Annotated in this window: 18 protein-coding genes and 1 pseudogene; 4 read left to right on the forward strand and 15 right to left on the reverse strand. The window is 69.9% G+C overall.

Going from position 1 to position 21145, the window contains the following annotated elements:
• Positions 1 to 8 precede the first annotated feature (8 nt).
• From BLU79_RS37805 to BLU79_RS37860, 12 genes are read right to left on the reverse strand one after another with little or no spacing between them, the layout of a single operon-like run.
• On the reverse strand, positions 9 to 1022 hold the full coding sequence (locus BLU79_RS37805) for a 3-oxoacyl-ACP synthase III family protein (protein WP_093910534.1): 1014 nt from the start codon (positions 1020 to 1022) through the stop codon (positions 9 to 11).
• Positions 1019 to 2413, reverse strand: coding sequence for an MATE family efflux transporter (locus tag BLU79_RS37810; protein ID WP_093910535.1), 1395 nt, complete (start codon positions 2411 to 2413; stop codon positions 1019 to 1021). Before BLU79_RS37810 ends, BLU79_RS37805 begins: the two co-directional genes overlap by 4 nt.
• Positions 2410 to 3501, reverse strand: a complete 1092-nt coding sequence (thiO, locus tag BLU79_RS37815) for a glycine oxidase ThiO (RefSeq protein WP_093910536.1) — start codon at positions 3499 to 3501, stop codon at positions 2410 to 2412. The genes BLU79_RS37810 and thiO overlap by 4 nt, the downstream gene beginning before the upstream one ends.
• The gene (aroF, locus tag BLU79_RS37820; RefSeq protein ID WP_093910537.1) at positions 3498 to 4544 is read right to left on the reverse strand and encodes a 3-deoxy-7-phosphoheptulonate synthase; all 1047 of its coding nucleotides are present in this window, start codon (positions 4542 to 4544) and stop codon (positions 3498 to 3500) included. Before aroF ends, thiO begins: the two co-directional genes overlap by 4 nt.
• Positions 4545 to 4591: 47 nt before the next feature.
• The gene (locus BLU79_RS37825) at positions 4592 to 5284 is read right to left on the reverse strand and encodes an SDR family NAD(P)-dependent oxidoreductase (RefSeq protein WP_093910538.1); all 693 of its coding nucleotides are present in this window, start codon (positions 5282 to 5284) and stop codon (positions 4592 to 4594) included.
• Positions 5281 to 6615, reverse strand: coding sequence for an aldehyde dehydrogenase family protein (locus BLU79_RS37830; protein ID WP_093910539.1), 1335 nt, complete (start codon positions 6613 to 6615; stop codon positions 5281 to 5283). The genes BLU79_RS37825 and BLU79_RS37830 overlap by 4 nt, the downstream gene beginning before the upstream one ends.
• Positions 6616 to 7647 carry a phenylacetate--CoA ligase family protein gene (locus BLU79_RS37835; RefSeq protein ID WP_256333616.1) on the reverse strand — a complete coding sequence of 344 codons (1032 nt, stop codon included), beginning with the start codon at positions 7645 to 7647 and terminating at the stop codon, positions 6616 to 6618. It lies immediately after the preceding gene.
• 20 nt (positions 7648 to 7667) lie between these two features.
• Entirely contained in the window at positions 7668 to 8249 is a 582-nt protein-coding gene (locus BLU79_RS37840; protein WP_093910541.1) for an anthranilate synthase component II, read from the reverse strand.
• Positions 8246 to 9637: an anthranilate synthase component I family protein gene (locus BLU79_RS37845; RefSeq protein WP_218137820.1), complete on the reverse strand. Its 1392-nt coding sequence runs from the start codon at positions 9635 to 9637 to the stop codon at positions 8246 to 8248. The genes BLU79_RS37840 and BLU79_RS37845 overlap by 4 nt, the downstream gene beginning before the upstream one ends.
• A 1-nt stretch (position 9638) precedes the next feature.
• Positions 9639 to 10331, reverse strand: coding sequence for a cyclase family protein (locus BLU79_RS37850; RefSeq protein WP_093910542.1), 693 nt, complete (start codon positions 10329 to 10331; stop codon positions 9639 to 9641).
• A gap of 3 nt (positions 10332 to 10334) precedes the next feature.
• On the reverse strand, positions 10335 to 11591 hold the full coding sequence (locus BLU79_RS37855; protein WP_093910543.1) for a biotin carboxylase: 1257 nt from the start codon (positions 11589 to 11591) through the stop codon (positions 10335 to 10337).
• Complete coding sequence (locus BLU79_RS37860) at positions 11588 to 12802, reverse strand: ATP-grasp domain-containing protein (protein WP_256333617.1); 1215 nt, start codon at positions 12800 to 12802, stop codon at positions 11588 to 11590. The genes BLU79_RS37855 and BLU79_RS37860 overlap by 4 nt, the downstream gene beginning before the upstream one ends.
• A gap of 1411 nt (positions 12803 to 14213) precedes the next feature.
• Here BLU79_RS37860 and BLU79_RS37865 point away from each other — a divergent pair.
• From BLU79_RS37865 to BLU79_RS37875, 3 genes and pseudogenes are all read left to right on the forward strand, one after another.
• Positions 14214 to 15290: a catalase family protein gene (locus BLU79_RS37865; protein ID WP_093910545.1), complete on the forward strand. Its 1077-nt coding sequence runs from the start codon at positions 14214 to 14216 to the stop codon at positions 15288 to 15290.
• The gene (locus BLU79_RS37870) at positions 15263 to 17308 is read left to right on the forward strand and encodes an alpha/beta fold hydrolase (RefSeq protein WP_093910546.1); all 2046 of its coding nucleotides are present in this window, start codon (positions 15263 to 15265) and stop codon (positions 17306 to 17308) included. The genes BLU79_RS37865 and BLU79_RS37870 overlap by 28 nt, the downstream gene beginning before the upstream one ends.
• Positions 17298 to 17898: pseudogene (locus tag BLU79_RS37875) on the forward strand (aminoglycoside phosphotransferase family protein); the annotation flags it as partial. The gene BLU79_RS37870 and the pseudogene BLU79_RS37875, both read left to right, overlap by 11 nt.
• A gap of 32 nt (positions 17899 to 17930) precedes the next feature.
• Here BLU79_RS37875 and BLU79_RS37880 read toward each other — a convergent pair.
• Positions 17931 to 18332: a DUF3291 domain-containing protein gene (locus tag BLU79_RS37880; RefSeq protein WP_093910547.1), complete on the reverse strand. Its 402-nt coding sequence runs from the start codon at positions 18330 to 18332 to the stop codon at positions 17931 to 17933.
• Positions 18333 to 18424: 92 nt separating this feature from the next.
• Between BLU79_RS37880 and BLU79_RS37885 the strand changes: the two genes are divergently transcribed.
• Entirely contained in the window at positions 18425 to 19045 is a 621-nt protein-coding gene (locus BLU79_RS37885; protein WP_093910548.1) for a MerR family transcriptional regulator, read from the forward strand.
• A gap of 395 nt (positions 19046 to 19440) precedes the next feature.
• Here the strand turns inward: BLU79_RS37885 and BLU79_RS37890 are convergent, their stop codons facing one another.
• Positions 19441 to 20334, reverse strand: a complete 894-nt coding sequence (locus tag BLU79_RS37890) for an ABC transporter permease (protein WP_093910549.1) — start codon at positions 20332 to 20334, stop codon at positions 19441 to 19443.
• Positions 20321 to 21136: an ABC transporter ATP-binding protein gene (locus BLU79_RS37895; protein ID WP_177001333.1), complete on the reverse strand. Its 816-nt coding sequence runs from the start codon at positions 21134 to 21136 to the stop codon at positions 20321 to 20323. Before BLU79_RS37895 ends, BLU79_RS37890 begins: the two co-directional genes overlap by 14 nt.
• Positions 21137 to 21145 lie beyond the last annotated feature (9 nt).

The raw sequence follows: 21145 nt of genomic DNA on the forward strand, positions 1-21145 counted from the left end.
CGCCCGCCTCAGACCCGCACGAGGCTGCAGAACCACTGCATGCCCCCGGACAGGCCGGCGAGAGCCACGAGGTCGCCGGGTGCCAGCTCGTCCCGGGAGTCGTAGATGCTCAGGCAGATCAGCTGGTCGGCGCAGCCGACGTGGCTCAGCTCGGCGGCGAGCGCCGCGTTCGTCCTCTCCAGCGGAACCCCGGTGGCCTTGGCGACGCCGGCCAGCGAATGCTGGTTGTCGTTCAGATAGATCAGGCGCTTGATCTCCGATGACGACACGCCGGCCCGCTCGCAGGCGCGCTCCACGACGGCGGCCACCTGGTGGTCGACGTCCTTGACGAACTGGGCGAGCTGCTCGGGTTCGCGACGGAAGTGCCGGTGGACCAGGGCCATCTGATCCACCTCGAGGTTCTCGCCGGCCGGAGCGGCGCTGCCGCCGTATTCGACCCGGAAGAAGTCCACGTAGCGCGGGTCCACGATCTGGTCCGTCGCCAGCCACTGCAGCCGGTCGTGTCCGCGCTGGACCACCGCGGCAGCGGCCCCGTCGCTGCCGAGGCAGGTGTTGTTGCGCATCCGGTTGATGTGGGTCTCGCTGACCCGGTGCACCGCGACCAGCAGGACGCGCTGGATGTCGTCCCGGACCGCCATCAGCCCGGCGATCTGCTGGAGTGCGGTCACCGCGGACGCGCACCCCTGCGTGGCGAGCAGGGTCGGCGTCGTACCCAGTTCGAGCTCGCGGGCGACTGCCGCGGAGGCGTCCCAGTTGAGGTACTCCGGGACTCCGCTGTCCGCGACCACCAGGTAGTCGATGTCCGACGCCGAGAGGCCGGCGGCGTCGAGGGCCTGGCGGGCGGCGTCCGCCGCCATGCGGGTCTGCCCGATGCCCGGTGCGGCCCGATGGAAGGTGCGGTACCCCCAACGGATCACCCGGTCGGGGTCGTCGACGTAGGAGGGGGCCGTCTCGGCGACGTCGCAGGGCTCACCCAGCACGTGGGCGAGGGACGCGATTCCGAGTGCCACGGGCGCGTTCATGCCGTAACTTCCTTGGTTTCGTTGGTCTGTCGGGCCGCCAGCACGAGGAGAACCGTCGTCTGCGTACCGGCGTTGATGATCATGGCGATCCACGCTCCCGTCAGCCCCAGCGGCGTGAGGACGAGCAGTGGTGCCAGGCAGAGCTGCAGGGCCGCACCGACCGTGGTGGAGGTGGCCAGCGCCTTGCCCTGCCCGCCGCCCAGGAAGATGCCGCTCAGGGTGACGTTGCAGAGCAGCAGAGCGATGTAGACCGCGAGCCACGGGATCTGGCCGTAGGCCGCGGAACGGATCGCCGCCTCGCCCGTGACCGCGTCCACCGCGAAGCCGCCGAGGAGCAGCACCGACAGACCGCCGAGTAGGGACCAGGCGATGCCGAGCCGCACCGACGACGAGCGGCTCGCCGCGAGCAGCACTTCGTCGTCGGCGCCGTTCGCCTGGGCCGCGACGATGGTGGCGGCCTGCCGCATCGCGTACGCCGCCATGGTGAAGAACAGGAGCGTCCGCGTGACGGTCCCGTACGCGGCGACCTCGTCCGTTCCGAAACGGGCCACCACCCCGACGATCAGCATGCCGGCGGCCATCCGTACCAGGAAGTCCACTCCCAGCGGCAGGCCGGCCCGGAGGATCTCGCTCACAGGACCGGGTCCGGAGGCTGCCGGCGCTTCCGGAGCGGCGTCCATCTCGCGCACCAGCGGAGACCGCCGGTAGAGCCACCAGGTCACGGCCAGCGTGACCGCTCGCGACGCGACGAGTGCCAGTGCCGCGCCGGTGACGCCGAGCTCCGGGGCGCCCAGCCACCCGTAGATGAGGATGGGGTCGGCGACGACGAGGATCACGTTCGACAGGACGGCCATGCGCATCGGCGTACGCGTGTCCCCGTTGGCCTTGAACGTGCTGTCCACCAGGTGCTGGCCGTAGAAGACCGCTATGCCCGGCACCGCGATGGTGAGGTAGTCGACCGACAGCCGGACCGCCGACGCCTCGTCCGAACCGAGGATCAGTTTCGCCAGAGGTTCCCTCAAGACGAAGAGCACCACGCAGATCACCGCGGTGACGGCGAGGGTGATGCGGAACGCGGCGCGCAGCACCGAGCGCAGCTGCCCGTACTCACTCGCGCCGACGGCGCGCGACAGCACGATCGTCGTGCCGCCGCTGACCGCCAGGATGACAGCCATGAGCACGTTCTCGAGCGTGGCGGCCATGGTCACGGCGGCGAGCGCCGGCCCCCCGAGCTTCGCGATCCAGACGACCGTGATGATGCTGGCGATGACACCCGCCATGAGCTCGATGTAGACGGGCCAGGCGACGTTCAGCAGACGTGCCGGGTCGAGCCATCCCGTCACCGGCCTGCGTTTCGTCGGCGGGCTCGTTTCCACAGATGGAGTTGTCATCGCGACGCGCTTTCCTTCGTTGATCGGAACCGTTGAGGTGCGAATGCCGCCGGAATCCCGTCGGTGCCGCCGACCATCAACGCGGTCATCAGGTCCGCCACGACCGGTGCGAGCAGGAAGCCGTGCCGGTAGTGCCCGGTGCAGACGTAGGCGTCCGGGCGGCCCGGGATCCGTCCCATGATCGGCAGGTGGTCGGGAGTGTCGGGCCGCAGGCCCACTCGCGTCGCCGCCACCTCGTGACCGGCCAGCGCCGGCACGAGCGCGACCGCCTTGCGCAGCAGCGCTTCAGTCGCCTGCGCCGAGGGCCGCACGTCGAAGCCCGCGTGGTCCAGGGTGGCGGCGACGATCGTCTCGTGGCCGTCCCGGCCTGCCAGGTAGACGGGCTCACCCCGCACCACGCCGCGGATGCCGTGCCGGAGCCCGGGGCCGCCGGACGGATCCCGCAGCAGCACCACCTGGCCGCGCACCGGCGTGACCGGCCACTCGTACAGCGTGGGCGACCACGCCCCGGTGGCGTCGAGCACCGAGCCTGCCGAGACCTCGTCGAGTGACCGGACCCGCCGGTCGACGTAGCGGACTCCGAGCGCCTGCCCGGCGGCGCGCAACGCCGCCCGGACCCGCTGCGCGTCGACGTGGTGGTCCTCGGTGGCGAACCCGCCGCCTCGGCACTCGGCCGAGAGCAGCGGCTCCCGGGCCCGCAGTTCGTCGGCGTCCAGACTCTTGCACGGGGCGTCGAAGCCTTCCCGGAAGCTGTACATCGCGGCCAGCCGAGCGCGGTCCTCGACGGCGTGGGCGACGAGGAGCAGCCCGTCGGCTGCGTACCCGAGGTCGATGCCGCTCGCGGCGGCGAGCTCCGCGGCGAACGCGGGCCAACCGTGACGAGCCTCGTGGGCGAATGTGAGCAGGGCCGGATCGGGGAAATCCGCTTCGCTCACCGGCGCCAGCATGCCGGGCGCGACCGCGGAGGCCGTGCCGGGAATCTCGTCGTGGAAAACGTGTACGTCGAGTCCGCGTTGAGCGCAGCGCCACGCCACCGCAAGGCCGATGACCCCGCCGCCGATCACGGCGACATCAGGATGACCGGTCATGCGACGTGCCCGACCGGTTCTGGCTCACGCAGCGTCAGGCCCCGCCCCAGGCTGGTGAGGACGTCGCGCAGCGCGTCGGCGAGGTCGAACCAGCGCTCCCGATCGAGCGCCTGAGCGCCGTCGCAGAGCGCGGACGGCGGGTCGGGGTGGATGTCGAGGAGCAACCCGTCGGCTCCGACGGCCGCGGCGGCCAGCGCGAGCGGCTTGACCAGGTGGCGGTGACCGACTCCGTGACTGGGGTCGACGATGACGGGGAGATGGCTGATGTGCTTGACCACCGCCACCGCGCTCAGGTCCAGCGTGAACCGTGTCGCCGGCTCGAAACTGCGGATCCCCCGCTCGCACAGTACGACGTTGGGGTTCCCGGCGGCGAGCACGTACTCGGCGGCCTGCAGCCACTCGCTCACGGTGCACCCGAACCCGCGCTTGAGCAGTACCGGCCGCCCGGCCTGGCCGACGGCCCTGAGCAGGGTGAAGTTCTGTGCGTTGCGGGTGCCGATCTGGAGCACGTCGGCATGCTCGGCGACCAGGTCGACCGTCTCCGCGTCGACGACTTCGGTCACGACGGGCAGGCCGGACTCCGTGCTGACCTTGGCCATGATCCGCAGGCCCTCGTCCCCGAGCCCCTGGAAACTGTAGGGGGAGCTCCGCGGCTTGTAGGCGCCACCGCGCAGCGCGACGGCGCCGCCGGCCTTCGCCATCGCAGCTGAGGCGGACATCTGCTCATAGCTCTCGACCGCGCAGGGTCCCGCGATCAACGCGAAGTCGACACCGCCAACCGTCGCCGACCCGCCGAGGGTGACGACGGACCCGAGAGGAGCGGCCGCCCGGTCGGTCAACGGCGCGTCCGAGTGGTCGGTCACCACCCGCTGCACCAGACCGGACTCGTGCAGCACCTCGGCCGGCGCAGGCTGATCGCCCGGCACGTACACCAGCAGCTCATCACCGATCCGGCACATGGTCGTGCCGTGCGCGGCCGGAACGCGGGCGTGTATTCGCTCGCGCACCGCTTCTTCGTCGGCAGCCCTGCAGACAAGCAGCACTGAGACTCCTTCCAGAGGTGGGACACCTGATGTGGGTTCGAACAAGCTCAGTGCAGGAACCGGCCGCCGTCGACGACCAATGTCTGTCCGGTGACGCCGGTGGCGGCGGCGATCCCGAACACCGAGTCGGCCACCTCGTCCGGCGTCACCACCCGCCGCAACGCGGTGGCGGCCAGGAGGCCGGCGAGGACGTCGTCGGGGAGCGAGTCGGTCATCGACGATGCGACCGGCCCCGGCGCGACGCAGTTGACCCGGATGCCCCGGTCGCCGAGCTCACGTGCGGCCGACCGGGTCAGGCCGACCACGGCCGCCTTGGCGGCGGCATAGTGCGGACCGAACGCTCCGCCGGTGAACGCCGCGACGCTCGACAGGTTCACGACCGCACCGGCTGCCGCGGACAGCGGAGCCAGCAGCTCCCGCGTCACCGCGAACGGCACTTCGACGTTCAGTTGCATGCAGTCCCGCCACGCGGCGGTACTCAGGTCGGCGTACCGCGTCGACCTCGCCCCGCCGATGCAGTTGACCAGCAGATCCACGCTGTTCCACGGCAGCGCCGCGACGAGTTCGGCGGGACCGTCGTCGCGGGTCAGGTCCACCCGGACCGACGAGAGCGACGGGTGTGCAACGGCCGGGGGCCGCGTGTGGAACTGGGCGAGGACCTCCGCTCCCGAGGCCAGGGCACGGGCCACGACAGCGGTGCCGATGTCTCCGGACGCTCCGGTGACCACCACGTGCTTCATCCGGTCGGCTCCTTGTCCGAGACCAACGCCTTGGGCTCCAGCAGGAAGCCGGTCAGACTGCCGTCGTGCGGAAGCTCCGGCCCGCTCGTCCAGGGGGCCATCCCGCCGACCACGACTCGTCGGATCCGCGGCTCCGCGAGGGCGGCCGAGGGAAGGCCGAGGTCATCGCTGAAGACCGACAACGCGAGCGTTGGGCCGAACGGTTCCAGACCATCGGCGGCCGACCACGGCGTGATGACGACGAAGGGGAACGGCAGCTCGGTGCCGATGGACGGATGCCGAGGGTCGGATGTGCTGAGCACGACCGGGCGCGCGGCATACGAGCCGTCGTCCAACGGAACCGGACCGCCGTCGACCGAGTGGCGCCGGAAGCCTGCCTGTTCCAGGTCGGCGACCGTTCGACGCAGCTGTGCGGCCTGTTCCGCGGAGACCGTCGGCAGCACGGCGTCGGGGTGAGCCGCCGGAAGGGTCGGCAGCGCGTCCAGACGGGCCGCCAGGGCGTCGGCCACCTCCGCCGGATCCCCGCTGGTGCGGATCACCGACGTGTTGGTGCAGCGGACGCCCGCGTCCGCGGCGACGGAGCGGGCCAGCGCGTCGACGATGTCCGGCGACAACGGCTTGTCCAGCAGTACGGCACTGCGGCCGGGCCCTCGCGTCAGCACTCGGGGGTGGTCCGCCCATCGGCCCACGGCGGTCGGCCCGCCGTACACGATGCCCAGGTCGGACTCGGCAAGGAGCCGCTCACCCAGATCGTGGGAACCGGGCAGGACGGACAGGCAGTGCTTCGGCAGCCCGGCCGCCAGGAGAGCGGCCGCGAGCCGGAACGGTGTGAACGGGTCGCGCGTCCCCGGCCGCACGATCACGCCGTAACCGAGCGACAGCGCCCGGGCCCACGTCAGATGGGGGTCGACGTGGTTCGACGGGGTCACGATCCCGAGGCTCTGTCCGCGCGGCACCCAGCGAACCCGGGGCGCCGGCGCCGGCAGCTGCCGAGCGTTGCTCTCCTCCAGCTGGGCCAGTCCATCGCGGACGCTGCGCAGACCATCGCTCACGACCCGGTACGGCAGGCCCGTGGCGGCCACCACACGGCGGCGGTACTCGTCGGCCGACTCGCCGGCCAGCTCGGCCTCGGCGAAAAGCTCACCCGCCCGGCTGAACACCGCCGACGGGACGGCCGCGCCACCCAGGCGCCGCAGAGCCAGCTGGAGCAGGAGCGTCGGAGACACTCCGACACGGGCCACCAGCCCACCGTCGACGCCGGGCAGGTCGGCGGTTTCGTCGCAGGCGAATGTCTCGCCGCCGACCAGCGGCTGCAGAATCGTAGAGCTCATCTAGTACACGCCCTCGATCACTTTCGCACCGGATGCCGGGCGGAAGGGCTGCACGTCGGCGAGGTCGTCGCCGTCGGCCGGCCGACCCGAGGCGATCCGGATCGCGGTGTCGCGCTCCATCATGTTGGGCAGGAACAGATCCTTCGTCAGCAGGTGCACGAGGACGCGGCCACGCTCGCCGGGCGCCACCCGGTCACCCGTGTCCGGGTCCACCACCTCGACGACCGACCGGGGTTGGAACGTCCGGAAGATGCACGGATGCGCATCGCCGGGCTCGGGAGACCGCTGCGGCGCGATGCCCATGAGGCTGTTGCCATAGATTCCGCGCACCTCGGCGCGCGGGAAGAACTCGGTCTGGAGCAACCGCAGAGACGTGCTGCTGATGCTGGTTCCGCTCCAGATGATGCCGGTGACGCGATCGGCCAGCATGCCGTAGAGCTTCGGGCGCGCACACAGCGCCTCCAGTACGGGCGGCGTGATGAACAGGACCCGTATGTCCTGCGACTCGGCGATGGTCTCGACCTGGTCGAGGACATGCTGGATGTACTCGTCGGCCAAGGGGCGCCGATCGGTCCGGATCAGCAGCTTCACCCAGCGCGGATCGAAGTCCACCGTGAAGAACATGGACCGGCGCAGTTGCGCCAGCCGGCGCACGGAGCGGCCGACGATGTGCGGCCCTGTCGGCCCGATGTGCAGCCAGTGGCCGGCACCGCCGAACGTGGGCAGCATGGTCTCGACCCAGTCCACGCCCTCCAGCCGGGACCGGTGCTCCACGACGCGCTTCGGCACGCCGAGCGTGCCACCCGACTCGTACACCTCGAACGGGCTGTCGGCCGAGCCGGCCGGCATCAGGTCGTCGACCGGGACGGTACGCAGCTCGTCGCTCAGATCGGGAAACTTCCGTAGATCAGCGAACTCGTTTACGTCGCGGAGGGGGTCGAAGCCAAGGTTTTCCTTTCGCTTCAGCCAGAACGGCGACCCGGTCTCAGGGCTGAAATGCCACTGGAGGGTGTCCTGAAGATGGCTGGTCATGTCCTTGTCTCCGTAGCCGGTCATACCGTCACCCGCTCGGCTGCCTTCAGCGCGTTCGCCACCATGTCGAGACCCTTCTCGGTGAACAGGGATTCCGGATGGAACTGCACGCCCTCGATCGGCAGGTCGCGGTGTCGCACTCCCATGACCTCGCCGGCATCGGTCCAGGCCGTCACGACGAGCTCATCCGGCAGGGACTTCGGGTCGACGGTCAACGAGTGGTACCGCGTCACGTCCAGCGGGCTCGGCAGTCCGGCGAAGGCGCCTGTTCCCTGATGGAAGACGGGGCTGAGCTTGCCGTGCATCGGCAGTGCCGCCCGGACCACGCGCGCGCCGAACGCCTCCGCGATGCACTGGTGCCCGAGACACACCCCGAGGATCGGCACACGACGGCCGAGGTCACGGATGAGTTCCAGCGAGATGCCCGCGTCCTGCGGCCCGCCCGGGCCGGGCGAGATGAGGATCAGGCTCGGGTTGAGCGAGGCGATCTCGTCCACCGTCACTGCGTTGTTCCGCACGACGCGGCACTCGTGCCCGAGTTGACCGATGTACTGCGCGAGGTTGTAGACGAAGGAGTCGTAGTTGTCGATGATGACGATCACGCTTGAACCTCTGATCCGAGACTGACGGCGACAGCGCGGGCGGCGGCCCGAAGCTTCGCCACGCACTCATCCCGTTCGGCGCGGGGATCGGAGTCATAGACGATCCCGCCGCCGGCCTGCAGATGTATCTCGCCGTCGTGCATGACGAGCGCGCGAATGGTCAGGTACAGGTCGGCATGGCTCACGCCGAACGATCCGACCGCGCCTGAATACAAGCCGCGTCCGACCGGCTCGAGTTCGTCGATGATCTCGATCGCCCGCACCTTCGGAGCACCGGTCATGGTGCCGGCCGGGAAACTCGCGCGAATGAGATCGTCGGTGCGGCAGCCAGGGCGGAGCCGCCCGCGCACATCAGATGTCAGATGCATGACATGCGAGTAGCGCTCGACCTCCATCAGGCGCGGCACGCGCACGGTGCTCGGCGCACAGACCCGCCCGAGGTCGTTGCGGGCCAGGTCGACGAGCATCCGGTGCTCGGCCAGCTCTTTCTCGGACGAGACGAGGTCGTGCTCAGCCATGAGGTCCGCAGCGCGATCGGCTCCCCGGGGGCGCGTTCCGGCCAGCGGCCGGATGAGAACGTCACCGTCGGTGAGGGTGACGCACGGCTCAGGCGACGCACCGACGACCTCGAACTCGTCGCTGTGGTAGTAGAAGTGGTAGGGAGAGCGGTTGAACTCCGCCAGTCGCCGGTACACCGTCAGGCCGTCCGCCTCGGCGGGCGCCGAATACCGGGTCGACAGCACGACCTGGAAGATGTCGCCGGCCAGGATGTATTCCTTCGCCCTGCGCACAGCCTCCAGGTACTCGTCCACCCCGTGTCCGAAGGTGCCCAGGCCGACCCGTGCCGGCGGCTCCGGGAACTCCTCAGCCCGCCGGAGCACCCGCTCGACGCGCTCAGCGGCGCTCCGGGCCGCCGACGCCGTGGCGCCCCGGCCGACCACCGTGGTCCCGGTGCGGTCGAAACGGATCAACACCTCCGGCAGGAACATGTCGTAGGTCGGCAGGCTCGTCGACTGCAGCGAAAGCCGCTCGAAGTCGGTGACCGCGTCGTACCCGATGCAGCCGTACCAGCTGCGTTCGTCGAGCGCCGCGCCGGACGCGAACTCGAGGCCCTCCAGAAAGTCGATCGCCGCAGTGACCGGAGCGGGCGCCGACAGATCGCGCTCCGGCCCCACCCGACGGGCGACCGCCAGCTCGCCGACCGCGAGCAGCACGACCGGTTCCGCCTCCGAAGCCCGGCAGCTCAGCATGATCCGGTCCGAGCCACGCAGTGCGGCCGCCGCGACGACCGCGTCGACATCGGGTCCGCGCAACTCGTGCCGGTGCACGATATCGCCGGGGTTTAACCCGCTGCGCAGGAATGCGGGCGTCTCCACGGTGGTGGCCACGTCAGCGACCCGCCGTGGGCACGGCCGCGTCGGCGTACTCCACCGCCACCACTCGGGCCGGTGCGGCCTCCACGCCGGCCACCTTGATCGGCAGGGCGAACAGCTGCACCACCGGCTGCTGCAGATCGTGCAGGTTGGCCACGTACTCCAAGATCGGAATGTCGGCAGCCAGAAGTGCGTGGTGTACCGGCGATTCGGCATCACCGGGACGTTCGGTCAGGCAGTCGAATCCGACCAGGACGGCGCCGTTGTCGATGGCCCACTGCGCGGCCGACGGCGTCATGTACGGCGGACGGTCCCAGTAGTCCGCGGCACCCCAGTTGTGGCGCAGGTAGTCGGTGCGGATGAGGAGGCGGTCCCCAGGCGTCCACCGGTCGCCCACGGCCTTGTCCAGGTCTTCAGCCGTCACCGGCTCCAAGTCGCCCTTGTGCGACAGGTCCGCCACGCACGCACGGCCGATCAGGGTCTCCAGCGGGACGTCCTCGATGCCCTCGGTCCCCGGATAGAAGTGCAGCTTGTATTCGATGTGCGTGCCGTTGTGGGGAAAGATGTGCAGCGTGGAGAACGTGCGGTTCGTGCCGTACGGATCCGTCTGCGGCGTCATCGCCCGGTCGAATGAGAAGCGCGGGAACCAGTCCGCCGGATACGAAGGCATGCCCTCGGAAAATCCGTGGGTCAGGTCGACAATACGCATTTGTCAGCCGTTCTGCTGGTAGTGATCTACGTTGTAGAAGCCAGCACCGTCGAGATATCTGATCGTGTTCAGATCCCGTTGCAGGACACCATCGGACTCGTGGTGCAGCGTGACGGTGAGCGGATAGGTCAGATCGTTCACGGTGGGCTGTATCGCACTGCCCGGCGCGACGAGAGTCCGCGCCGCGCGGAAGCTCGGCAAGGCCTCGATCTGCTCGAGCCCCCGGTAGGAGACGAGCGTCCCTCGGTACGGCGAAGCCAGCGCCGACCAGGCAAAATAGTGCTTGAGTCGGTACGGCGTGCCGCAGCGCGCATCGAAGCGTTCCGGCCGGACGTAGCAGTCGACGGTCCAATCGAGCTGTGATTCACCGATCGCCTCGGCCGCGAAGTAGGGCAGTTCGCCGCCCGAAATGCGTGCGCCGATCTCGACGAGGCAAGGGCCGTCCGGAGTCATCTTGATCTCCAGGTGGGCCGGGCCGAATTGAATACCGAGGGCGTCCAATACGGCGAACGCATACGCGGTCAACGCGTCAAGACCGGGAGCGCCCTGCTCCAACAGGACGCTTTCCACCAGCAGATCTGTGATCCCGTTCACAGACAGTCGGCCGGATCCCCAAATGTCGGTGACGTGGTGTCGCCCCGCTCGGCTCACCGTGTTGACGATGTATTCCGCGCCCAGGAGATATTCCTGCGCCACCACACCGAGATTCGGCAGCGAGAAGATGTTCTCCCGCCCCATGATCGCCGCAAGGGCCGCCTCGGACTGGTCGGGACCGTCGCAGAACGTGACGCCGTCGCCGGCCGCACTGCGCAGAGGCTTGACCACAATCCGGCCGCCGACTTCCTGGTGCCACGCGCGTAGCTCCGCGCCGTCGGTCACGTGCACCTGACGCGGCGTCCGCAGTCCGGCCGCCGCCACCTGCTCGATCATCTGGAACTTGTCCCGTCTGGTGGCGCTCAACTTGGCGCCATTGGTGTCCAGACCCATCAACTCGCTTATTTCATCAGCAAGTTCGACGCCCAGTTCGCTGCCGGTGATGACGGCCACCGGCTGGTAGGCGGACAGTTGCCGGACTGTGTCCTCGATATCGCCCCGGTGCACCACATTCGTGACGTAGTCGCCGAGATCCAGCGGACCGCGGTACACCTCCGGGACCTCCGCGGTGCTCTGCAGGCGAACGCAGGGATAACCCGCCTCCAGAAACGCGGGCGGCAATCCCCGGGCCGGCGCGTACGGATCGACCAATACGACATGCTTCATGCGATGTCTCCCACCGGCTCGGCGCTGATACGGAAGTCAGCGGCGGCAACTTGGATGGCTTCCTCGACCGTCCGGCTCGTAGTACCCCGGAACCGGAACCGGCCGCCCACGTGCTCGTAATAGGCGTCGGCCAACGGCAGCACTTCGCCCTGGCCCAACAGCGCCTCGGCGTACAAGCCGGGGACCCGCCCGCTGAGCGGGGTGACTTCGGTGATACGGCAGGGCCGCCGCGCCGGCGACGGCACCAGCAGCCAGCCGGCGATGTCGTCGTTCTTCAGCACCGGCGAGTCCAAGGGCTCGCCCAGCTGCAGCTTGAGGGCCGCCGCCATCAGGTCGTACCCGTGGACCTCCCGCCACAGGAACGGGATCTCACTGCCCCCCACCCGAGCTCCGACCTCGAGGAACGTGCACTCCGGCTCGCCCGTGGCAGCCGCCGGCGCGACGAACAGTTCGAGGTGGAACACCAGTGGATCGGTGTCGAAGGCGCCGACGAAGCGCTCCGCGGCGGCGCCGATCGCCGACACGATCGCCGGGTTGTCCTCTTCGACCGATCCCAGGTAGTCGCCGGTTCGGAAGTCGAGGCAGCTGTTGACGTACCGGGAAGCGCGGAAGGCGGCGAGGCGTCCGTTCAAATACACGCCGTCCACGTGGTAGATCGGGTGCGGGTTGTAGACCTGGGCGAGCATCGGCCGCTCGGTGAAGTCGATCTCGTCCGCGTCGGACGGCCCGCGTAACCGCGCGACGCCGTCGCTGGAGCTGCCGATACGCGGCTTGACTATGACGGGCCAGCCGTGCTCGGCCGCGAAGGCGCGGACATCGTCTGCACTGTCGACCGCCGTGAGCGGAGGCACCAGAAGACCGCGGGCGGCAACGATCTCGGCCATCACGAGCTTGTCGAGGAACCGAATTGCCTGATCGGGCTTCGTCCCCTCGCATCCCCACTCGGCCCGGAGCGTCGCGGCCGTCAGCAGGTCGTCCTCCTTGAGGGCGATGATCCGCCGCGGGGGCCCGTGCCGCTCCGCGAGCGCCGACACCGCCCGGCGCACTGCCACCAGGTCGTCGGTGTTCGCGACGACCTCGACACCGGCGGCCAGATCCGGGACCCGGGTGCGACCGACCTCGGTCGTGATGTACGTGACGCGGTTGACCGTGTGGTCGAGCACGGCCGCGTAGTCGACGTACTCCGCCCGCCACCGGTGGATGACCACCACATGGCACTGGTCAGACGCAGTCTTCGCGCACGCCTCAGGTCTTCGATCCACGAGCCCCCCCGTTTTCAATGAATCGCTGCGCCGCGAAAGGTATACCGGGGTTGATCAATCCCGCAAGCAACTTCTTGGTGAACCGATCAAGACGGATTCAAGATCACAACGGTCCCTTCGGGCGTATATCGGGGCGGTCGTGACAGCGGTGCACCCTGCCCAGGGTCTCCGTGATCCACTCGGTCTGTCGCCGCCCCGGTCCACCCTCTGACGGATCGGCACTCGCCGAGACCGGGGTTCCCCGGAGGGCTCAGGCTGCTTGGCTCTGATGCCCAACTCGGCTTGAAAATCCGTGTGTTCTACACCAAAGGGGTTGCCGTGGTCAGGGTCCGGCGCCGACGTGGGCCCGCTTCCCTGCCCCTGCCGGGCAACCCGCCTTCGCCCGCTGCTGCGTCGGCACAGACCTCCGCCGCGCCTCCGAGCGCGGCCCGCGGACCCCCATCGACCGGGCGCACCGCGCCTGGGTCGCACGTCCGCCCGCAAGGGTACCGACGGCTTTCCAATTGAGTTTGCTGGTGGAAATCGAACCCGTCCCGGCGGCGGCATCGACGGGTACGCCGACGGGCGCAATGTGCGGGCGGCCGTCTCGCAATCCGAGGCCGTCGCCGTCGGGACCCCGTCTCGAGAGCGGTCGCATCGTCGAGCTCGGATCCCGCGACGAGCTCATAGCCCTGGGCGCAATGCGCCGCCCTGTTCAAACCGCAGGTCAGTGGTCGCCGGCCCGGTGGTGGAGCGCCTGACCGGCGGTGGCGCTCCTCCCTTGCGGTCATGCCCAGGCGGGCGACCACTGCTTGTTCGCCGCGGCGGTACGCGGGGCCCGGCCCGCTATCGGTGATGGGGCGGTGTGCCTCGCGGCCGACCGAGGAACACCCAGATGGGGGCCACAGGGCCGGCTGGAGGTTTCCCCGACGGCTGCGGGACATCTGGCGAACGGTTGTGCTCCACAGTCCTTCGTGCAAGTCGGGGATGCAGCGGGCACGCCAAGCGCCTTCTAGGCAATTGGCCGCAGGGTCGAGTCCAGTCGGGGGCGTCACTGACGCACCGTCAGTGGAACCACGCTGTCGATGGAAAGCCCATTTTCAGCTGATCATCCCAGCAAATCGGACTCCACCCTTCCGTAGGGCGGGGAGTCCGGCAGTCACCGGTCGAACCGGGGTTCCATTGGCGTCCGTCCCGCATGCGTCCCAGCTCGGTCGCCGCGGTGAACTCGACGCCGAAGTTGCGCGCCTCGAGGAGGTCCTGAATGGCCACGAGGATCGACGAGCGGACGCCGAGCAGAACCGGGGTGGCATTCCCGGACGCTGTCCTCGATGTCGGAGGGGTAGACGTTGCGGCCCCGGACGGTGATGAGGCCCCCCGGATGTACGACGTCGACGACGACTTCCGGCGCGTACTGATCGACCTGTCCGCGCTCACCGTCGCCTCAGCCGGCCGCCGCGACCGCTTCTTCCGCGCCACCTCGACCGCGGCCCGCGGCACCCTCACCGTGCTCGACACCCCCCGGCTGCCCGCCCACGCCTTCCTCCGCCCCGGCCGCCGCTTCCCGGTGCTCGCCCGCTACAGCAACTCCGTCGGCACCGACGACGTCAAGCCGACCGTCCGCGGCCTCACCCTCCGCCTCCTGGAGGGCGACACCGGACTTCTCGACCTCACCTTCAACACCGGACCCATCTTCTTCGCCTCCACCGCCGAGATATTCCGCCGCACCTTCGGCACCCCCGAGGAACGTGCCGAGGTCATCGGTGAGAGGCCCGAGGTCCGCTCGGTCATCTGGAACAACATCCGGACGGCCGGCTCGTACGCCACATACGACTCCTACTCCCAGGTGCCGCAGGGCTTCGTCGCCGAGGACGGCCGGCAGTGGCTCATCCGGTTCCGGGTGCACTCCGTCCAAGAGTCCCTGGTCCGCGGCGACTTCGACCACGGCGACCTGTGGTGGCCGCCGGACGCCCCGAACGAGATCCCCCGACCGGCCGACGACACCCGCGAACCCGCCTTCCTCCGCGAGGAGTTACGCACCCGGCTGCGCACCACCGGCGTCCGTAACGTCGTCCGGGCCCAGCTCCACCCCCTGGACGGCGACCCCGGCACCACCGAAACCGCCCTCGACCCGGCCCGCGCCTGGTCCGAGGACCGCTGCCCCTGGTTCGACCTCGCCGAACTGAGCCTGGACGCGTCCGCCGACGACGACAGCGTCATTGCGATCGCCTTCGATCCCGCGCTCGCCCCACCGGACCTGGGTATCGTCCTGGCCCGCTCCCCGCACACCACCGCCTCCCTGAACCACCTGCGCGCGCTGATCTACCGGGCGGCCTCCCGCGCCCGCCGCGGCGAGGCCCAACCGCCCGAACTGGCAAAGCTGTTGAGGCCGGTCCGGAAGAACCCCGCGGCCCCCCCCGCAGGGTCGTCGTGGTCGGCGCCGGCCCGAGCGGCCTGACCGTCGCCCGCGCACTGGAGCGCGCCGGACACCGGGTCACCGTCCTGGAGGCTCGCGACACGGTGGCCGGAAAGTGCGAGAGCGTGGAGATCGACGGCCACGCCTACGACCTCGGCGGCCACATCTGCACCAACCAGTACGAGCGCGTCGCCGAACTCGCCGCCGAACTGGGCGTGGCCACCGAACCGACCACCCCCTACCGGCTCCTCGACACCGAGCGCGCGACGACGACCCCGCAGGACACCTCCTTCTTCCGCAAGGACACCTTCCGCCGCTACCAGGAGCTGCGCGCACGCGAGTTCCCGCGCATCGGCGAACCCGGTCTCGCGCACTCCGCGAAGGCCCTGGCCGCCCCCATGCGGGAGTGGCTCGCCGAGCACGGACTCGAGGCCATGGCCGACTCGTTCGGCACCGGCTTCACGGCCGCCGGATACGGCTATCTCGACGACGACGTGCCCGCGCTCTACTTCGTCAAGTACGCCGAGATGACCGGGCTGCTGGGCAACAAGCCCGAACTCCTCGGCCACCCGGGCGCGTTCACCGTCAGGGGCGGCTTCGCCACCCTGTGGCGCCGGGCTGCCGAGGAACTGCGGGACCTACGGCTCGGGGCATGCGTCGAGTCCGTCGAACGGCACCCGGGAGGCGTACGGGTGCGCACCGCGACGGAGTCGATCGAGGCCGACGACCTGGTGCTCACCGTCTCCGTGGACCGCGCGCTGCCGTTCCTGGACGCCACCGGCGAGGAGCGCGCGCTCGCCGCCCGAATCCGGGACCGCGCCTACCACACCACCGTCGCCACCGCCTCCGGTCTGCCCGACGCGGCCTTCCACTTCCTGAAGCAGCACAACGACAGCCGTACCGCCACAGGCCACTGCGTCGCCTACCACCACCGCTACGAGGACAGCGACATCCGCACCTTCTACTCCTACGGCCGCCCCGACGACGTCGCCGCCCTGCTGCGCGCGGACATCGAGACCCTCGGCGGTCGCCTTGAGGAGGTGCACTTGCGGCGCGAGTGGGCGTTCATGCCGCACTTCGGCACCGACGACCTGCGGGACGGCGCCCTGGACCGCCTGGAGGCGATGCAGGGCCACCACCACACCCACTACGCGGGCGGTCTGCCCTCCTTCGAGCTGGTCGAGTGCGTGGTCGCCCAGGCCCAGGAGCTGGCCCGCCGGCATTTCGGAGCACCCGCCCACAACACCGCCCCCGACCGCGCGGCGATCGCCGCCGAACCCGCCGCCGGGCCGTCCGCGACCGCCGTACGCGATTGGCTCGTCACTCACATCGCCGCCGAACTCCGGCTACCCGAAACCCAGTCGGACACCAGCCGACCGCTGGAGGAGTACGCCCTGGAGTCGCTGTCCGTGGCCGCTCTGCAGTCCCGGCTCTCCGACTGGCTGGGGTACCGCATCCCCCACACGCTGTTCCTGGAGGTACCGACCATCGACGCCGCAGCCCGGTTCCTCGCCGAACCCGAGCCCGACACCGACGCCGCCCCGGCCCCCGTCCATCTCGTCCCCCTCAACACCCCCCGCCCCTTCTTCTGCGCCGGCGGACTCGGCGGATCCGCGCTCTACCTGACCTCGCTGGCCCGCGCGCTCGGCGACGGCCGCGCCTGCCACGCCTTCGAGATCCCGGGCCTGGACGGCAAGGAGGAGCCTCTCGACGAACTGGAGGAACTCGCGGCCCTGTTCGCCGACGAGATCCAGCATGTCAAGCCGCACGGCCCTTACCTCCTCGGCGGGCACTCCTTCGGCGGGATGGTCGCCTACGAGACGGCCCGGCTGCTGCGCGAACGCGGCGAGCCGGTACACCGGGTCGTCCTGTACGACACCTACGTCCCGCTGCCCGGCCGGGGCGCCCCCGCCGAAGACGACCTGCGGGCCGTCGAGGAACTCCTGGCGCTGCGGCACATGGTCTGCCTCACCCTGGAAGCCTGCGGCTGCGGAGTCGACCGGCCTCCGCGCGTGCCCGCCATGCCGCTGTCGATCAGCAGCACTCCGCCTCGACGATGAGGGATTGGAGGCGCGCGTCCCTCTCCTGGCCCGTCAGCTTGTGGCGATCCACACGCTACGACCCGCCGAGCGGCCCCGGGAGTACGTGGCGTTGACGACCGCCGACACCGTCGTGACTCCGAAGGGCGCCGACGCGGCGGCATGGGCCGCGGCGATCAACGTGATCCGCGAGCCCGCGCCGCCCTACGAAGGGCGGTTCCTGCACAGGGACTTCCACCCCGGCAACGTGCTGTTCGACTTGCCGACCTCAAGGCCGGCAGGTGCCCGGATCACCGGCGTCGTCGACTGGGCGGCCACCTCCTGGGGCCCGGCGGATCTCGATGTGGCGCACTGTTCGACCAATCTCGCGCTGCTGCACGGCCCGGCGTGGGGCCAACGGTTCGCTGAGGCGTATGAGGAGGCCGGCGGGGTGCTGGCCGTGTCTGCGAGCGAGCGGCTGTACTGGCGGGTGGGACGCGCTGGCGTTCTCGGAAGAGGTGCGGTTGGTGTCGCAGCCGTGGCGGGAGGCGGGGAGGACAGAGCTGACGACGCGGGCCGTCGAGGAGCGGCTCGATGCCTACGTCACCGCCCTGATGGACGCGCTGGGCTGAGCCAATGCGGTCCGGGCGCCACCCCGGCCTCATCAACTGCCGGTTCGTTCCTGCTCGGACAGGCGGCGCTTCGCGTCCGTCCAGTCGATGGGCAGGTCGGTCGCGGGGACCTGCCAGAACGTGAAGGCGGAGCCCTTCATGGTGGGGCGAAGGCCGTTCATGATCGACCGGTGCGGTTCGGTCTTCACGTAGGTGTACAGCGCCTCCTTGTCCTCCCAGGCCGACAGGGTCCAGAAGGTGCGCTTCAGCGGTTCGGCGATGAGCGAGGCGCCGTACGCGCCGGGTGCGCCGGTGACCTGCTTCCACGCGGACAGCGACTGGAGGAAGAAACGCGGCACGTCCTTGAGCGAGCGGACCTCCAGGCGGGACGCCATGACGAACGCCTCGGTGTCCGGTGCGGGGGTGTTGACGGTGGTCCAGCGCAGGGTGGGCATGGCTGTGGCCCTCTCAGGAGGAAATATTGGATACCTCTACTATCTATGTTAGACAGTAGGGGTATCCAATTTCCAGGGTGTGAGGGCGACCAATGCGTATATCCGAGTTGAGCCGCCGCAGCGGCGTCGCCGTCACGACGATCAAGTACTACCTCCGTGAGGGACTGCTCCAGTCCGGTCAGCAGACGGCCGCGACACAGGCCGAGTACGACGAACACCACCTCCGCCGACTGAAGTTGATCCGTGCGCTGACCGGTGTCCGTGGTTTGTCCGTCAGCACCACCCGGGAGGTGCTGGACGCCCTGGCCGAGCACACCGACGACACCCATCGCGTCCTGGGTCTCACGCTGGGCTCCCTCGCGTCGGCCGGAGAGCCCGCCGACGCTGCCCTCGAGGCCGGTGAAGTCAAAGCCCTGGTCGAGGAGTTGGGCTGGGACGTGCACCAGGCCGCCCCGGCCCGCGTCACGCTCGCAGAGACACTGTCCTCCCTGCGCTCGCTCGGCGTCCCGATCGACTGGCGCGTGCTCCTGCCGTACGCCCGACTCGCCGAGCGCACCGCCGTCCTCGACCTCGACCAACTGGGTGGAATCGAGGACCCGTTGGAGGTCGCCGAGCGGGCCCTGCTGCTGACGGTCCTCCTGGAGCCCGCGCTGCTGGCGCTCAGGCGCATGGCCCAGGAGAACGAGTCGGCGCGGCGGCACACCGGGGACTAGCTCCGGAGCTCGGGCAACAGCTGGACGAGAGCGGTTCGTGCTGGGTCGGGGGCGGGTTCTCCAGCAAGGCGCGGGTTACGTCGGCGTGCGTGGGGGTGAAGTCGTGGTCGAAGCGCTCCTCGCCGGATATCGTCCGCACGACGGCTCCGTCCCCGTTCTGCCGGATCCCGATGACCGGCTCGGACAGCCGGGTCTTGGGATCTCTCGTCCCGATCGCTTCGCGCGCGAGCGCCTGCGCACCGCCCTCGCCGCCTCCTGGAGGGTGCGCGGCCTCGCGGACCCGCGCCTCGGCCCGGCTGCGTGAACCAGATGCAGCCGGGCCGAGGTTGAGCAGTCCCGCACGGGTGCCCTGTGCCGACGTACCGTCCGTCTCGGCTACCCGTGGTCTCCGTCGTTCAGTGAGTGACCAGCAGGCCGCGGCTGCGCAGGACGCGGCGTTCGAGGGGGCTGAAGATGAGGAGGTCGATGGCGATGCCGACGAACAGGATGAGGAGGATGGCGAAGAAGACCATGGCCATGGAGCTGTTGGTGCGGCCGTTTTCGAGGAGTTGGCCGAGGCCGACGCCGAGGTCGGGGTGGGAGGCGATGATCTCGGCGGCCATGAGGGAGCGCCAGGAGAAGGCCCAGCCCTGCTTGAGGCCGGCGAGGTAGCCGGGGAGGGCGGCGGGCATGACGATGTGCCAGGTGCCCTTGAGGCCGGTGGCGCCCAGCGTGCGGCCGGCGCGCAGGAACAGTGGGGGTACTTGGTCGACGCCGGAGACCAGGCCGTTGGCGATGGAGGGGATCGCGCCGAGCAGGATGACGGCGTACATCATCTTGTCGTTGAGCCCCAGCCAGATCACGGCCGGAGGCACCCAGGCGACGGAGGGCAGGGACTGCAGGCCGGACAGGATCGGGCCGATGGCTGCGCGGACGAACTTCACGCGGGCCACCAGCAGGCCCAGGGGGGTGCCGATGGCGAGGGCGAGCAGGAAGCCGAGCATGCCGCGGGAGACGGACGTCCAGATGTAGTCGAGGAGGGTGCCCTGCAGCCAGGAGTCGTGCAGTTCGCCCCAGACGTCGGCGGGGGAGGGGAGTTTGGAGGGGTCGTCGGCGATGCCGGAGGAGATGAGGAACTGCCAGACGGCCAGGACCAGGGCGATGGCGACGACGGGCGGCAGGACCTTCTGGGTCAGGGTCCTGCGGAAGGGCGTGCGGGTGGTCTGGACGGTTTCCAGGGCGTCCAGGCCGGCTTCGAGTCCGGCGAGGTCGTTGCCGTCCTTGGCCGGGGTCGTGTCAGTGCTGGCCATGGCGGCGGATCTCCCCACGCAGTTCTTCGGTGATCTCGACGGACAGTTCGGCGACCGCGGCGTCCTCGATGCGGCGCGGGTGGGGCAGGTCGACCGTCCACTCGCGGGCGATGCGCCCCGGGCGGGAGGAGAGCAGGACGACGCGCTGGGCGAGCCGGACGGCCTCGCGCACGTTGTGCGTGACGAACAGGACGGACAGTCCCGTCTCGCGCCAGATGCGGGTCAGTTCGTCGTGCAGGACGTCCCGGGTGATTGCGTCGAGCGCGGCGAACGGCTCGTCCATCAGCAGCAGTCGGCTGTCCTGGGCGAGTGCCCGGGCCAGGGCGACGCGCTGACGCATACCGCCCGACAGCTCGTGCACCCGCTTGCCGTGCGCGCCCTGCAGCCGGACGAGCTCCAGCAGCCGTTCCGCCTCCGGCCGGCGCTCCGCCTTGGCGACCCCGCGCAGTTTGAGCGCGAGTTCGATGTTCTTGCCCGCGGTCAGCCACGGGAACAGCGCGTGCTCCTGGAACATCAGGGCGGGCCTGCCGTCCGTGCCGATCGAACCGGCGGACGGCAGGTCCAGCCCCGCGACCAGGTTGAGCAGGGTGGACTTGCCGCACCCGGAGGCCCCCAGGAGGGTGACGAACTCGCCGGGTGCGACATCGAGCGTGATGTCGTCCAGCACGAGCTGCTGTCCGCCGGGTGTGCCCGGCGCCGGGAAGGACTTCGAGACATGCTCGATCCGGGCGGCGTACGGCACCGCCGTGGCGTCCTCCGCGACCTTGGCGGTCGTGGCCGTCGTAGTGGCCATCGTCGTCATCTCCTGGGG

The organism is Streptomyces sp. cf386 (assembly GCF_900103585.1).
GTDB lineage: Bacteria > Actinomycetota > Actinomycetes > Streptomycetales > Streptomycetaceae > Streptomyces.